The organism is Streptomyces sp. NPDC001532 (assembly GCF_040298625.1).
Lineage (GTDB): Bacteria > Actinomycetota > Actinomycetes > Streptomycetales > Streptomycetaceae > Streptomyces.
Window position 1 is genome coordinate 98870 of the sequence record NZ_JBEPAL010000025.1, and the last position, 14482, is coordinate 113351.

Annotated in this window: 12 protein-coding genes; 6 read left to right on the top strand and 6 right to left on the bottom strand. The window is 74.2% G+C overall.

Annotation, left to right across the window (positions count from 1 at the left end; translation table 11 throughout):
- Positions 1-76 precede the first annotated feature (76 nt).
- Complete coding sequence (locus ABT232_RS22935) at positions 77-2809, top strand: fumarate reductase/succinate dehydrogenase flavoprotein subunit (protein ID WP_450871614.1); 2733 nt, start codon at positions 77-79, stop codon at positions 2807-2809.
- A 1-nt stretch (position 2810) separates the two neighbouring features.
- Here the strand turns inward: ABT232_RS22935 and ABT232_RS22940 are convergent, their stop codons facing one another.
- Positions 2811-4058: a vanadium-dependent haloperoxidase gene (locus ABT232_RS22940; RefSeq protein WP_351842777.1), complete on the bottom strand. Its 1248-nt coding sequence runs from the start codon at positions 4056-4058 to the stop codon at positions 2811-2813.
- 566 nt (positions 4059-4624) lie between these two features.
- Here ABT232_RS22940 and ABT232_RS22945 point away from each other — a divergent pair.
- Together ABT232_RS22945 and ABT232_RS22950 are read left to right on the top strand one after the other, a co-directional pair.
- Entirely contained in the window at positions 4625-5953 is a 1329-nt protein-coding gene (locus tag ABT232_RS22945) for an MFS transporter (protein ID WP_351842779.1), read from the top strand.
- A gap of 77 nt (positions 5954-6030) precedes the next feature.
- Positions 6031-6774 (top strand): maleylpyruvate isomerase family mycothiol-dependent enzyme, encoded by a 744-nt coding sequence (locus ABT232_RS22950; protein ID WP_351842781.1) that lies wholly within the window; start codon positions 6031-6033, stop codon positions 6772-6774.
- Positions 6775-6971: 197 nt separating this feature from the next.
- On the opposite strand, the gene ABT232_RS22955 is transcribed toward ABT232_RS22950, so the two are convergent.
- Positions 6972-7376 carry a MarR family winged helix-turn-helix transcriptional regulator gene (locus ABT232_RS22955; RefSeq protein WP_351842783.1) on the bottom strand — a complete coding sequence of 135 codons (405 nt, stop codon included), beginning with the start codon at positions 7374-7376 and terminating at the stop codon, positions 6972-6974.
- A gap of 85 nt (positions 7377-7461) precedes the next feature.
- Here ABT232_RS22955 and ABT232_RS22960 point away from each other — a divergent pair, with 85 nt between their 5' ends.
- Both ABT232_RS22960 and ABT232_RS22965 read left to right on the top strand, forming a co-directional pair.
- Positions 7462-8937, top strand: a complete 1476-nt coding sequence (locus ABT232_RS22960; RefSeq protein WP_351842785.1) for an MFS transporter — start codon at positions 7462-7464, stop codon at positions 8935-8937.
- Between the two features lie 73 nt (positions 8938-9010).
- Positions 9011-9295 (top strand): DUF6332 family protein, encoded by a 285-nt coding sequence (locus ABT232_RS22965; RefSeq protein WP_351842787.1) that lies wholly within the window; start codon positions 9011-9013, stop codon positions 9293-9295.
- On the opposite strand, the gene ABT232_RS22970 is transcribed toward ABT232_RS22965, so the two are convergent.
- The 3 genes from ABT232_RS22970 to ABT232_RS22980 all read right to left on the bottom strand — a co-directional run bounded on the left by ABT232_RS22970 (position 9256) and on the right by ABT232_RS22980 (position 12248).
- Complete coding sequence (locus ABT232_RS22970; RefSeq protein ID WP_351842789.1) at positions 9256-9921, bottom strand: response regulator; 666 nt, start codon at positions 9919-9921, stop codon at positions 9256-9258. The genes ABT232_RS22965 and ABT232_RS22970 overlap by 40 nt on opposite strands.
- Complete coding sequence (locus ABT232_RS22975) at positions 9918-11180, bottom strand: sensor histidine kinase (protein ID WP_351842791.1); 1263 nt, start codon at positions 11178-11180, stop codon at positions 9918-9920. The genes ABT232_RS22970 and ABT232_RS22975 overlap by 4 nt, the downstream gene beginning before the upstream one ends.
- 333 nt (positions 11181-11513) lie before the next feature.
- Positions 11514-12248, bottom strand: a complete 735-nt coding sequence (locus ABT232_RS22980) for a TetR/AcrR family transcriptional regulator (protein WP_351842793.1) — start codon at positions 12246-12248, stop codon at positions 11514-11516.
- 195 nt (positions 12249-12443) lie between these two features.
- On the opposite strand from ABT232_RS22980, the gene ABT232_RS22985 reads away from it, so the two are divergent.
- On the top strand, positions 12444-12902 hold the full coding sequence (locus tag ABT232_RS22985; protein ID WP_351842795.1) for a nitroreductase family deazaflavin-dependent oxidoreductase: 459 nt from the start codon (positions 12444-12446) through the stop codon (positions 12900-12902).
- Between the two features lie 180 nt (positions 12903-13082).
- Here ABT232_RS22985 and ABT232_RS22990 read toward each other — a convergent pair whose 3' ends face one another.
- Positions 13083-14444 carry a geranylgeranyl reductase family protein gene (locus ABT232_RS22990; RefSeq protein WP_351842797.1) on the bottom strand — a complete coding sequence of 454 codons (1362 nt, stop codon included), beginning with the start codon at positions 14442-14444 and terminating at the stop codon, positions 13083-13085.
- Between the last annotated feature and the right edge of the window lie 38 nt (positions 14445-14482).

A 14482-nucleotide genomic window follows, 5' to 3' on the forward strand; every position in this document is an offset into this window, starting at 1 on the left:
TCCCGACCGCCGACTTCCCGACCTCCCTTGGCTTCCCTGGCTTCCCGACCGCCCACGGCTCCCGAAAGGCCCTCTGGTGGAGATCCCCGCCCTCACCGACGCCGAAGAACTCTCCTGCGACGTCCTCGTCATCGGCGGCGGCACCGCCGGCACCATGGCGGCGCTGACCGCCGCCGAGCACGGGGCGGACGTCCTGCTGCTGGAGAAGGCGCACGTCCGGCACTCCGGCGCGCTCGCCATGGGCATGGACGGCGTCAACAACGCGGTCGTGCCCGGCCGTGCCGAGCCCGACGACTACGTCGTCGAGATCACCCGCGCCAACGACGGCATCGTCGACCAGTCCACCGTCCGCCAGACCGCCACCCGCGGCTTCGACATGGTGAGGCGGCTGGAGTCGTACGGCGTGAAGTTCGAGAAGGACGAACACGGCGAGTACGCGGTCCGGCAGGTGCACCGCTCCGGCTCCTACGTGCTGCCGATGCCGGAGGGCAAGGACGTCAAGAAGGTCCTCTACCGGCAGCTGCGGCGGCGGGAGATGCGGGAGCGGATCCGGATCGAGAACCGTGTGATGCCGGTGCGTGTGCTGACCGCGGAGGGCCGGGCCGTCGGGGCCGCGGGGTTCAACACCCGCAGCGGGCGGTTCGTCACCGTCCGGGCGGGTGCCGTGATCCTCGCCACCGGCGCCTGCGGCCGGCTCGGCCTGCCCGCCTCCGGCTATCTGTACGGCACCTACGAGAACCCGACGAACGCGGGCGACGGCTACGCGATGGCGTACCACGCGGGCGCCGAGCTGACCGGTATCGAGTGCTTCCAGATCAACCCGCTGATCAAGGACTACAACGGTCCCGCCTGCGCCTACGTCGCCAACCCGTTCGGCGGCTACCAGGTCAACCGGCACGGCGAGCGGTTCGTCGACTCCGACTACTGGTCGGGGCAGATGATGGCGGAGTTCGCGGCGGAGGTCGCCTCCGACCGGGGCCCGGTGTACCTCAAGCTGAGCCATCTGCCCGAGGAGTCGGTCGCGGCGCTGGAGTCGATCCTGCACTCCACGGAACGGCCGACGCGCGGCACCTTCCACGCGGGCCGCGGCCACGACTACCGCACCCACGACGTCGAGATGCACATCTCCGAGATCGGCCTGTGCGGCGGCCACTCGGCGTCGGGCGTACGGGTGGACGACCACGCCCGTACGACCGTCCCCCGGCTGTACGCGGCCGGCGACCTGGCCTGCGTGCCGCACAACTACATGATCGGCGCGTTCGTCTTCGGCGACCTGGCGGGCGCGGACGCGGCCCGGTACTCGGCGTTCGCCGGCGAACTGCCCGCGGACCAGCTCCGCGAGGCGCACGAGCTGATCTACCGCCCGCTGCGCCACCCGGAAGGCCCGCCGCAGCCCCAGGTGGAGTACAAGCTGCGCCGCTTCGTGAACGACTACGTGGCACCGCCGAAGTCGGGCGCCCGGCTCTCCCTCGCCCTGGAGGCCTTCGAGCGGATGCGCGCCGACATCGCCGCGATGGGCGCGCGCACCCCGCACGAGCTGATGCGCTGCGCCGAGGTCACCTTCATCCGTGACTGCGCCGAGATGGCCGCGCGCGCCTCCCTCGCCCGCACGGAGTCCCGCTGGGGCCTCTACCACGACCGCCTCGACCACCCCGAGCGCGACGACGCGTCCTGGTTCCACCACCTGGACCTGCGCAAGTCGGCGGCCGGGACCATGGAGTTCACGGCCCGGCCGGTGGCCCCCTACCTCATCCCCGTCGACGGCTTCGACCCGGTCGGCGGGCCCTCCCGGCACCTCGGCGAGGTGCACCCGGAGCAGGTGGCGACGGCCGGGGCGCGGGAGGCGGCACCGGTGGCGCGGCGCCCGGAGCCCACCGCGACGGACGCCTCCGCCGGCCCCGGCACGGATCGGTCCGTACCGACCACACCCCGCCTGCTCACCCTGCTCGCCCTCGCGGAGACCGAGCCCGAACTCGGCGCGCTGGCGCCCTACTTGGCGGACGAGGACCCCACCGTGCGCCGTACGGCCGTCACCGTCCTGACGGAGACCGTGCCGCCGGGAACCGGGCCCGCCCTGGCCGCCGCGCTCGCCGACACCGACGCCGGTGTGCGCGCGGCCGCGGCCGCCTCGCTGCGCGAACTGGTCGAGACGCTGACGCCGGAACCCGCCCTGCGGGACGGCCTCGCCGCCGCGCTGACCGAGGCGGACCCCGTCGTCCGCGCCGCCGCGCTGGACGTCCTGCGCGCGCTGCGGCTCGGCGACGCCGGGCTGTACGCCCGCTGCCTGCCCGACCCCGACCTCGGTGTCCGGACCGAGGCGGTGCGGGCGCTGGTGTCCGTCGACGCCGCCGACGAACTGGCCCGGGCGGCGACGGCCGAGCCGTCCCGCGAGGTCCGCGTCACCATCGCCAAGGGCCTGGCCACCGTCGCCGCCGGCGGACCCGGCGTCCCGCACCCGGCCCTCGCCGGGCTCCTCGACGACCCGGACGCCCTGGTCCGCGCGGCGGCCTACGAGGCGCTGGGCACCGCCGGCTGCCCCGCGCCCCTCGCCGCCCGCGCCGAGGCGGCCCTCGCCGACCCGGCCTGGCAGGTGCGGGCCGGGGCCGCCGCCGCCCTGGGCGTCGCGGACCCCGGCCCGGCCGTCCCCGCCCTCGCCAAGGCCCTCGCCGACCCGAACGCGGACGTCCGCAAGGCGGCGGTGCGGGCACTGGCCCGCCACCGCCCCACCGAGGAGATCCGAGCGGCGCTGTCCGGCGCCACGACGGACTCGGACGCCGACGTCCGGGCGTACGCGGCGAGGGCCGTGTGAATCAGCGGGCCGACAGCAGCCGTCCCGCGTCGCCGAGGACGTACCGGGCGACCCTCTTGCCCAGGGTGATGCCCGCCTCGTCCGCCGAGCGGGTGTGGATGCCGGAGAGGACGCGGGCGTCCACGTTCTCGTCGGAGAGCTGCTTCCAGCTGGTGTACGTCCTGGTCACACCGGGTGCGGTGGGGCTGGTCAGGTCGAACGGGGCGGTGCGCGGGCCGACGAGCGCGCTCAGCACGGCCTCCGCGGCGCCCGAGTAGGTGTTGTGGCCGCTCGGGTAGTCCGGGTGCGCGGGGGTGGTGTGCAGCGGTGTCCACGCCGGGTCCGGGTCGATGGCGCCGGTGCGGATCGCCGTGACGGGACGCCACCGCTCGTAGGCGTACTTGGTGTCGGAGGTGGCGATCTGCGTGTCCACCAGCGCGACATGGAAGAGCGCGACCAGCCGCGCCTGGCCGGCGACTCCCTGCTCGCCGCGGGCGAGCGCCACCCGGAGGGGTTCGGTGTAGAGGGTGAGGGAGGAGCCGAGCCAGAACGTCGCGGTCTCCGTCTGGTGGGCGCTGCGCCGGGTGCTGTCCACGGCGCCGTACGCCCGCACCTCGGCGAGGTCGGCCGCGTACTCCGCGGAGGCCGGCGCGGGCGGCGGGCCGAGCCGGAACTGGCTGGGCGCGGTGAGCGCGAACGGCTTGGCCAGCCGGTTGCCGTACTGCGCGGCGGGGGCGTAGGCGGGAGGGGTCGGCTGCCAGACGCCGGGCGCCGCGGGCCGCACGGTGTACGGCGCGTTGACGGAGGCCGGGTCCAGGCCGTCGCCGCTGCGTCCGGCAAGGAGGAGGTCCGCCTGCCGCTTGCCCGCCGCGACCCCGCGGTCCTCCGCCGGTCCGTCCGGGACGGCGTCCAGGGTCTCCTTCAGCCGGGCGTCGAGCTGCTCGGTGCGGGCCGGGGCGAGGGTCACCAGGGCGCGGTGGACGGCGGAGGCGAGCGCCGCCTCCTGGTAGGCGCGCCGCTGCACGCCCTCGGGGACGGCGCGGGTGGCGCGGGCCGCCGCGAGCCAGCCGATGGCCCAGGTGCGGCTGTTGGTGACCTGGGTGGGCGCGCCGGCCGCCGCGACGGTCTCGGCCGTGACGTCGTACCAGGTGAGGGCGGTGGCCGTCCGGGCCGCCGGTGCGGCGGCGGCCTGCGGGACGGCGGCGGTCGCGGTCAGCAGCGCCGCCGCGCCCAGGGCGGCGAGGGCCGTGCGGGATCTGAGCGGGCTCATGCGTTCTCCTTGAGCGAGGTGGGAGCGGTATGGAAGGCGGAGGGACGGCCGGGGTGGGGGCGGCCGGGCGCGGCAGTCCGGAGTGGTCGCGTCGCGCGGGGAGATGCACTGGTACGCGGTGCGGAAGGGACGCGCTCGCCACTGCTCCCGCCGAGTTCGCGGGGTACCGGCCCGTCGAGCCGGTCGGCGGTCGGCTCGATGCCGGGCAGGCGGTGCGGCAGCCGGAGCGAGAAGCGGGGTGACCGAGGCGGTGAACGGCTGAGGAGTTCAGCGACACACCGCGGTGGCGATCCGCATGAGATCGACGGCCCGCCGCTGGTGAAAGCGATCGAAAATCCGCATGCGGCAGAACCTAACGACGGCTCAAATCAGCGGTCAAGCAAGGAGCTTCGTCCGAAGGTCATTGCCATCGCAGCTTCGCGGCGGCGCCATGTGCGCGTTACATCCCCACAAACGGCCGCCCTCCGGCCACCACCGCGCCCGGCTGCCGCGCCCTTGCCCCGGGCTTGTCCCGCTCTTAGCCTGAGTTTGTGCCGCTAATAAACAAAACCCGATCGCACAGCGCCGTGCCGGGCCCCCACGCCGACCTCACCCGCCTCCGCACCGCCCTGACCATCTTCTTCGCACTCGACGGCTTCATCTTCGCGGGCTGGGTCGTCCGCATCCCCGCCGTCAAGGAGCAGACCGGCGCCTCCCCCAGCACCCTGGGCCTCGCCCTGCTAGGGGTCTCCGCGGGCGCGGTCGTGACGATGATCCTCACCGGCCGCCTGTGCCGCCGGTTCGGCAACCACCAGGTCACCGTCGTCTGCGCCGTACTGCTCTCCCTCAGCGTCGCCCTGCCGCCGCTCACCCACTCCGCGCTCGCACTGGGCGCGGTGCTGCTGGTGTTCGGGGCGGCGTACGGCGGGATCAACGTCGCCTTCAACAGCGCGGCCGTCGACCTGGTCGCCGCCCTGCGCCGGCCGATCATGCCGACCTTCCACGCCGCCTTCAGCCTCGGCGGCATGCTCGGCGCGGGACTGGGCGCGCTGGTCGCGGGATCGCTCTCGCCCACCCACCACCTCCTGGGGCTGACCCTCGTCGGCCTCCTCGTCACCGCGCTGGCGGGACCGACCCTGCTGCGCCACCGGCCACCGGCGGCCTCGGACGACGCCGTACGACAGCCGCAGCCGTCGGACGACGGCGAACGGCGACCGTTGTCGTCCGATGACGCCGTGCGGCGACCGTTGTCGTCCGGTGACGACGTGCGGCGACCCGTGCCCTCCGGTGACGACGTACGGCGGCCGCTGCCGTCCGGCGACGGCGAGCGCGCGACCGGCCCGGAGGCCTCGCCGCGCCCGGCCGCCCACACCCGCACTCGTGCCCTGGTGATCGTCTTCGGGCTCATCGCGCTGTGCACGGCGTACGGCGAGGGCGCGCTGGCCGACTGGGGCGCCCTGCATCTGGAGCAGGACCTCGACGCCTCCGCCGGAGTCGCGGCCATCGGCTACTCCTGTTTCGCGCTCGCCATGACCGTGGGACGGCTGAGCGGCACGGTGCTGCTGGAGCGACTGGGCCGCACCCGCACCGTGGTGGCGGGCGGTGCCATCGCCGCGGCCGGCATGCTGCTCGGCTCGCTGGCCCCCGCGCTCTGGGCGGCGCTGCTGGGCTTCGCGGTCGCGGGCCTCGGCCTGGCCAACCTCTTCCCGGTCGCCGTGGAGCGGGCGGGCGCCGTCGCCGGGCCCAGCGGCGTCGCCGTCGCCTCCACGCTCGGCTACGGCGGCATGCTCCTCGGCCCGCCGGCGATCGGTTTCCTGGCCGACTGGTTCTCCCTGTCCGCCGCGCTCACCAGCGTCGCGGCGCTCGCCGCCCTGGCCGCGCTGATCGGATGCGTGACGCGGCGCGTCACGGCATAGGGGTGGCCGCGGCCCGGCGGACAGGGCGCGGAAACCCCCTTGCCCTCCAGCCCACTCCATCCGGCAGACTCGCCCGCATGGAACTCAGCTCACCGGCGACGGACCGGCTCTTCGAGACGCTCGACAAGGAGGGCGGCCTGCTCGCCGCGGCCGCCGAACGGGCCGGCACCGAAGCCCAGGTGCCGTCCTGCCCCGGCTGGCAGGTCAGTGACCTGCTGCGGCACACCGGCACGGTGCACCGCTGGGCCGCCGGTTACGTCCGTGACGAACACCCCGCGCCGCGCCCCCTCGGTGATCTTCCGGACCTCGACGGCGCCGCGCTGGTGGCCTGGTACCGCGACAGCCACCGGCACCTCGTCGACACCCTCGCCGCGGCGAAGCCCGACGTGGCGTGCTGGGCGTTCCTGCCCGCGCCGTCGCCGCTCGCCTTCTGGGCCCGCCGTCAGGTGCACGAGACGACCGTGCACCGCCTGGACGCCGAGTCGGCGGCGGGCGGTACGCCGAACCCGGTGGCCGCGGACATCGCGGCGGACGGCATCGACGAGTTGCTGCGCGGCTTCCACGCCCGTACCCGCAGCCGGGTCCGCACCGAGGAGCGTCGGGTGCTGCGGGTGCGCGCCACGGACGTGGACGCGGTGTGGACCGTACGGCTGTCGGCCGAGCCGCCGGTGACCACGCGGGACGACACCGGGGAAGCCGACTGCGAATTCTCCGGTCTGGCACCGGAGTTGTACGCCGCACTGTGGAACCGGCTCCCCCTGCCGACCGTGACCGGCGACCACGCGCTGGCCGCGCTGTGGCGGGAGCGGTCGGGCATCTGACGCCGGGACCGCACCGAGCCCCGCGGCCCGGCACGCGCTCACTCGGCCCTGCGCGCGAGGCGGGCACCCGCCGTGGGGCACGGGACGGAGCACTCGTGGCAGGGCACGGGGCGGAGCACTCGTGGCAGGGCGCGAGGCGGGCACCCGCCGTGGGGCACGGGGCGGAGCACTCTCCGTAGGGCGCGGGGCGCCCGTCCTCAGTCCTGCGCCTCCTCGGCCAGCATCCGGGTCAGCACCGCCCGCTGCACCGGCAGCACCTCGCCGTGCAGGGCGCGCCCCTTCTCCGTCAGGGACACCCGGACCCCGCGCCGGTCCTCCGGGCACATGCCGCGGCTGACCAGCCCGTCCTTCTCCAGCCGGGCGATCAACCGCGACAGCGCGCTCTGGCTGAGGTGGACGCGCTCGGAGATCTCCTGCACGCGGTAGCTGGGGCGGCTCTTCGGCGTCTCGCCCTCGGCGAGCACGTCGAGCACCTCGAAGTCACTGGCGCACAGACCATGCCCGTGCAACGCCCGGTCGAGTTCCCACTGCGTGCGGGCGTGCAGTGCGAGGATGCCCCGCCACTGCTCCACGAGCGCCTGCTCGGCCTTCTTCGCCGCCATGTCGGCACCGTAGCAGAAATTCCGCTTTGTTGCACCGTCATTAAATGCGCTTGCATTCAATGCGTGCGCATGTAGTGTCCCGTCCATGACCTCTCCGCTCACCACCCCCGCGACCGAGGTGCGCTGGACACCCCGGCTGTGGGGCACCCTGCTGGTGCTCTGCGCCGCCATGTTCCTCGACGCGCTGGACGTGTCGATGGTCGGCGTCGCCCTGCCGTCCATCGGCGCCGACCTGGGCCTGTCCACCTCGTCCCTGCAATGGATCGTCAGCGGCTACATCCTGGGCTACGGCGGACTGCTGCTGCTCGGCGGACGCGCCGCCGACCTGCTGGGCCGGCGTCAGGTCTTCCTGGTGGCCCTGGGTGTCTTCGCCCTCGCCTCACTGCTCGGCGGACTCGTCGACTCCGGTCCGCTGCTGATCGCCAGCCGCTTCGTGAAGGGCCTCAGCGCCGCCTTCACCGCCCCGGCCGGCCTGTCGATCATCACCACGACGTTTCCCGAGGGCCCGCTGCGCAACCGGGCCCTGTCCATCTACACCACCTGCGGCGCCACCGGCTACTCGATGGGACTGGTCTTCTCCGGTCTGCTCACCGAGGCCGGCTGGCGGCTGACGATGCTGCTGCCCGTGCCCGTCGCGCTGATCGCGCTGCTGGCGGGCCTGAAGCTGCTGCCGCGCACCGAGCACGAACGCGGCGAGGGCCGCTACGACATCCCCGGCGCCGTCCTCGGTACCGCGTCGATGCTGCTGCTGGTCTTCACCGTCGTCCAGGCCCCCGAAGCGGGCTGGGCCACCGCCCGGACGATCCTGTCGTTCGCCGCCGTGGCCGTACTGCTCACCGCCTTCGTGGCCGTCGAGCGGCGCAGCCCCAGCCCGTTGATCCGGCTCGGCGTGCTGCGCTCCGGCCCGCAGGTCCGCGCCCAGCTCGGCGCGCTCACCTTCTTCGGCAGCTACCTCGGCTTCCAGTTCCTGGTCACCCTCTACATGCAGTCGCTGCTCGGCTGGTCGGCCCTGCACACCGCGCTGGCCTTCCTGCCGGCGGGCGCGCTGGTCGCGGTGTCGGCGACGAGGGTGGGAGCGGTCATCGACCGCTTCGGCACCGCACGCCTGATCGTGCTGGGCTTCGCGCTGATGGTCGCCGGGTACGCGCTGTTCCTGCCGATCGACCTCAACCCGCTCTACGCGGCGGCGATCCTGCCCACGATGCTGCTGGTCGGCGCCGCCTTCGCGCTCGCCTTCCCCTCCCTCAACGTCCAGGCCACCAACGGCGTCGAGGAACACGAGCAGGGCATGGTCTCGGGGCTGCTCAACACCTCGGTGCAGGTGGGCGGCGCGATCTTCCTCGCGGTGGTGACGGCGGTGGTGACCGCGGGCGCCCCCGAGGACCCCACTCCGCAGGCCGTCCTCGACAGCTACCGGCCCGGCCTGGTCGTGGTGACCGTCATCGCCGCGGTCGGCCTGCTGCTCACCCTCCCCGGCCTGCGCACCCGCCGCGGCCAGGCGTCGATCGTGGTCGCCAGGTCCACCACCCCGGAGGCGGAGCGCGTCACGGTACGCGACTAGGGGGACCGCCTCCCGGTGCGCGCCCGGCGGAGTCCACTTGCTCCGCCGGGCGCGCGGCTGTGAGACTCGCCGTATGACGGGTTACGGGGGACGGCGCGGTCAGGCCGAACGGGACGCGATCACCGTCGAGATCGGATACGCGCTGTGCAGCGCGGCGTTCGCGGCGGCGGTGGTCTTCGGGGCGATCGCCGGCCCGGCGCTGCTGTTCGAGCTGCCGCGCACGCTGTCGGCCGTGCTGCTGCACACCGGTCAGGTGCTCGCAGCCACACTGTTCGCGGCCCGGGTGATCGCGGTACTGCTCCCTCTCCGAGCGGCCACTCAGCCCAGCCAGCCCGGCCGCACCAACCCCGACTCGTAGGCCAGCACCACGAGTTGGGCCCGGTCCCGGGCGCCCAGCTTCACCATCGTGCGGCTCACATGCGTCTTCGCGGTCAGCGGACTGACCACCAGGCGGCGGGCGATCTCCTCGTTGGACAGGCCGATGCCGACCAGCGCCATCACCTCCCGTTCCCGCTCGGTGAGCCGGGCGAGCTCGCCGGCCGCCGCGGGCTCCTTGGAGCGGGCGGCGAACTCGGCGATCAGCCGCCGGGTCACTCCCGGCGAGAGCAGCGCGTCGCCCTCGACCACCGCCCGCACCGCGCGCAGCAGTTCCTCCGGTTCGGTGTCCTTCACCAGGAAGCCGGAGGCGCCCGAGCGGATCGCCTCGAAGACGTACTCGTCGAGTTCGAAGGTGGTCAGCATGACCACCTTCACGTCCGCCGACGCCTCGTCCTCGGTGATCCCGCGGGTCGCCGCCAGACCGTCGAGACCGGGCATGCGGATGTCCATCAGGACGACGTCGGGACGCAGTTCGCGCACCCGCCGCACCGCCTCCTCGCCGTCGGCGGCCTCGGCGACGACCTCGATGTCCGGCTGTGCGTCCAGCAGCGCCCGGAAACCGGCCCGCACCAGCGCCTGGTCGTCGGCGAGCAGCACCCGGATCACCGGTCCTCCTCCTCACCATGCGCCGACGACAACGGCGACAGCGGCGACAGCGGCAGCTCGGCGATCACCCGCCAGCCGCCGTCGGGGCGCGGTCCCGCCTCGATGGTGCCACCCAGCGCGGCGGCCCGCTCCCGCATCCCGGCCAGCCCGTTGCCGCTGCCGCCCACCTCGGCGCCGGTCGCCGGACCGTCGTCCTCGATGCGCAGCCGCAGCACGCCGCCCCCGTGCGAGAGCCGCACCCGGGCCTGCCGGGAACCGGAGTGCCGTACGACATTGGTCAGCGCCTCCTGCACGATCCGGAAGGCGGCGAGATCGGCGCCCGGCGGCAGGGACGGGGCCGTGCCCTCCACCCGGACCGTGAGGCCCGCGTCCCCCGCGGCCTCGACCAGCTCGGGCAACCGGTCCAGGCCTGGGGCGGGCGCACGCGGGGCGTCCCCGGGGGCCCGCAGGGTGTCGAGCACCTGACGGACCTCGCCCAGCGCCTCCTTGCTGGCGTCCTTGATGGTGGTGAGCGCGGTGCGCGCCTGCTCGGGGTCGGAGTCGAGCAGAGCGAGCCCGACACCCGCCTGGACGTTGATCACGGAGATGCTGTGCGCGAGCACGTCGTGCAGCTCACGGGCGATTCTCAGGCGCTCCTCGTCGGCTCGCCGGCGCGCCGCCCGGGCCCGCTCGGCCCGGTCCCGCGCCAGCTGTTCACGCCGGGTGCGGGCCAGCTCCGACAGCGCCACGATCGCCACCACCCAGGTGGCGACCACGATCTCCTGCCCCCAGGCCGCGGGCCCGTCACCCGACGGCGGCAGCCACCGGTACAGCCAGTGCGCGACCAGTACGTGGGCGGCCCACAGGGTCCCGAGCGCCGCCCACGCGGCTCTTCGGTGGCCGGTGACGATCGCGGAGAAGCAGGCAACGGCGACGGTCAGCAGCACCGGCCCGTACGGGTACCCGGCGCCCAGGTACACGGCGACGGTCGCCGCCGTGCCGAACACCACGGCCCGTGGAAAACGGTGCCGCCACAGCAACTGTCCCGCCGCCACGAGCAGCAGCACCCGCGCGAAGGGGTCGAGGACCGCCCGCTCCCCCTCCTGCGCCCGCGCGGCGAAGTGCGTGCCGAGCAGGACGAAGGCGGTGACCAGCACCGTGGAACGCCACGGCCACCGTGCCGCCCGCCCCTCCTCGCCGGAACCGGCGAGACCCCGCCACGGCGGCCCGTGCCGCCACCCGGCCGGCCGGCCGCCCCCGAACACGCGCTGCTCCTCCATGACCGCCACGCTAGACGCCCGGTCGCGTAGTCGGCGTCACCCGCGGGAGGTGGTCGCACGTACTCCTCGCTAGGTACGTCCGCCCGGCTCAGAGCGCTGCATCAGAGGTGCGGGAAGCTCCGGATGTCGTCGAGGCCGTCGAGTGCCCGCCCGTCCACGTCAGCCGGATCCGCTTCAGCACGCGCCGCCGGCGACTTCGCCGGCGCGAGGGCCTCATCGCCGAGACATCCGAACCGTCGCGCGGTATGTCCCAGGCACAGACCGGCCAGCCCGAGCAGAGGGCTGCCCGACACGGCCCGCGTCCCGACAGGGCGAACGTCGCCCGATGCCGCACTAGCGCGGGTCCGCGCCGTCCTGCCGGTACACCAGCCCCACGGACTGGGCGAGTTGCGCGACGGCGTGACGGAAGAACGTCTCGCGCTCCTCCACGATCCGGTTGAACTGGCCGAACACCTCGAAGCCCACCAGTCCGTACAACTGCGCCCAGGCCGCGACCAGCACGGCCACCACCTCGGGCGGGAGGTCGGGCGCGAAGTCGGCGGCCATCCGCTCGGCCTCGCTCCTGAGCTCGGCGGGCAGGGGCGTCCTGGCCACCCCGAGACCCCGGTGCGCGTCCCGTGCGATACGCATCAGCAGCAGCCCGACGCGGCCCGCGGGCGGCACCGTGGTCTGTGGCGCGGAGTAGCCGGGGACCGGGGAGCCGTAGATCAGGGCGTACTCGTGGGGATGTTCGAGCGCCCATTCGCGCACCGCCTCGCAGACGGTCGTCCAGCGCTGCACGGGACCGGCGTCGGCGACCGCGTCGTGCGCGGCCTCGGCGGCCTCGCCGAGGGAGTTGTAGGCGTCGATGATGAGCGCGGTGAGCAGGTCGTCGCGGCTGGGGAAGTAGCGGTAGAGCGCGGACGAGACCATGCCCAGCTCGCGGGCGACCGCGCGCAGCGAGAGTTTGGCGGCGCCGTCGACGGCGAGCTGTCTGCGCGCCTCGTCCTTGATGGCCTCGGTGACCTCGATCCGGGCGCGGGCACGGGCGCCGCGAGGGGTGCTGGTGCTGTCGGTGCTGCTGCTCATGGGGGCGAGTTTCCCACGAATCCGGAGCGGTGCACACAAAGGTGAGCACTGCTCCAGCACGAGAGCGCCGCTCGCAGTGCAGAACGTCGCTCCACTTCGAGAGCGCTGCTCTTGCTTTGGAGCGCCGCTCTCGTGCACACTGCCCTTAACCGAGAGCAGTGCTCACGCTCTCAACCTTCCTCAGGGGGAATCCATATGTCGACCCACGTCCGGAAGCCCGGCTGGTTCACCGTCAACGTCGTCAACCGCGCCGTCGCCTGGGCGACTCGCCGTGGCCTCAGCGTCTGGGGCTCCCGGGTCCTGGCGGTGCGCGGCCGCAAGAGCGGCGAGTGGCGGACCACCCCGGTGAACGTGCTGACCGTCGACGGCCGGCAGTACCTCGTCGCGCCACGCGGCCATGTGCAGTGGACGCACAACATGCGCGCGGCAGGCGGCGGCGAGCTGCGGCTCGGCAGGACCGCCGAGGTGTTCACCGCGACCGAGGTCGCCGACGACGAGAAGCCGGCCCTGCTGCGCGCCTACCTGAAGCGCTGGAAGGCGGAGGTGGGCGTCTTCTTCAAGGGCGTCGGCCCCGACTCCCCGGACGCCGAACTGCGCCGGATCGCCCCCGACCACCCCGTCTTCCGGATCGAGATCGCACCGACCGCGCACTGACTCCCGCGCTCCAGGGGCGCGGCCTCGCCACGGACAACCGCCACCGGGCCGGCCCTCGACGGGGCCCCCGGCACCCCAGCCCTCGGCCCTCGACCGGCCGCCAGCCCTTGGCCCCCCAGCCCCAGCCCTCGACCGGCCGCCAGCCCCTGGCCCCCCAGCCCTCGGCCGTCGGCCGTCGGCCTAATCCTCCGACCGCTCCCCGTCCCGCTCGCCATCGGCGCCGGCAGCACCGGCAGTCCCGGCAGCTCCGGCGGCCTTGGCAGCCCCGGCGGGCTCACCAGCAGCCCCACTACCGGCCCCGCCGACAGGCCCGCCGTCCGCGCCGCTCTCCGCGGCCCTGCGGTCCAGCGTGGTCAGGACGCGCTGGGCGATCGGCCGGGTGCGGACGAGTTCGCCCAGGCTGGTCGATCCGCGGGTGATGTCCATGAACGCCCGCCAGGCCGGGCGCAAGGTGGTCAGCGCGGCGTGGACCAGGCCGGGCCGCCGCTCGAACACCTGGAGCATGCGCTTGCCGACGGCCATCTCCACACCCAGGCCCGCCTTGACGGCGAACGCGTAGTTGAGGGCCTGCCGACGGGTGTCCACGGCGTCGTGCGCCTCGGCGATCCGCACCGCCCACTCGCCCGCCAGCCGGCCGGACCGCAGCGCGAACGAGATGCCCTCGCGGGTCCAGGGCTCCAGCAGCCCCGCCGCGTCCCCGCACACCAGCACCCGCCCGCGGGACAGCGGCGAGTCGTCGGCGCGGCAGCGGGTGAGGTGCCCGGAGGAGACGCTCGGCTCGAAGCCGGCGAGCCCGAGGCGCCCGATGAAGTCCTCCAGGTACCGCTTGGTGGCGGCACCTTCGCCGCGCGCCGAGATCACGCCGACGGTGAGGGTGTCGCCCTTGGGGAAGACCCAGCCGTAGCTGCCGGGGATCGGGCCCCAGTCGATGAGGACCCGCCCCTTCCAGTCCTCAGCGACGGTCTCCGGCACCGGGATCTCCGCCTCCAGGCCGAGGTCGACCTGGCCGAGCTTCACACCGACGTGGGCTCCTATGCGGCTGGCGCTGCCGTCGGCGCCGACCACCGCGCGCGCCAGCAGGGTCTCGCCGCCCTGGAGGACGACCGCGACCGTACGCCGGTCGGGCACCGCCGAGCCGTGCTGCTCGACGCGCTGCACGGTGACGCCGGTGCGCAGCTCGGCGCCCGCCTTCTGGGCGTGCTCGACCAGCTGCTGGTCGAACTCGGGCCGGTTGATCAGCCCGAACAGCATCTGCCGGGAGCGCCGGGTGCGGGCGAAGCGGCCGTTGTGGGTGAACGTCACCGCGTGCACGCGGTCCTTGAACGGCAGCTCGAAGCCGGGCGGCAGGGCGTCGCGGGAGGGGCCGATGATGCCGCCGCCGCAGGTCTTGTAGCGGGGCAGCTCCGCCTTCTCCAGCAACAGCACGCGCCGTCCCGCGACCGCCGCCGCGTAGGCGGCCGACGCTCCCGCGGGTCCCGCGCCCACCACGACGACATCCCACACCTGCTGCACGTCGTCCGCCGAAGAGTTCTCGCTGCTCACGATGGTCTACTGCTCCCGATCCAGCCGCCTGCCGCTCC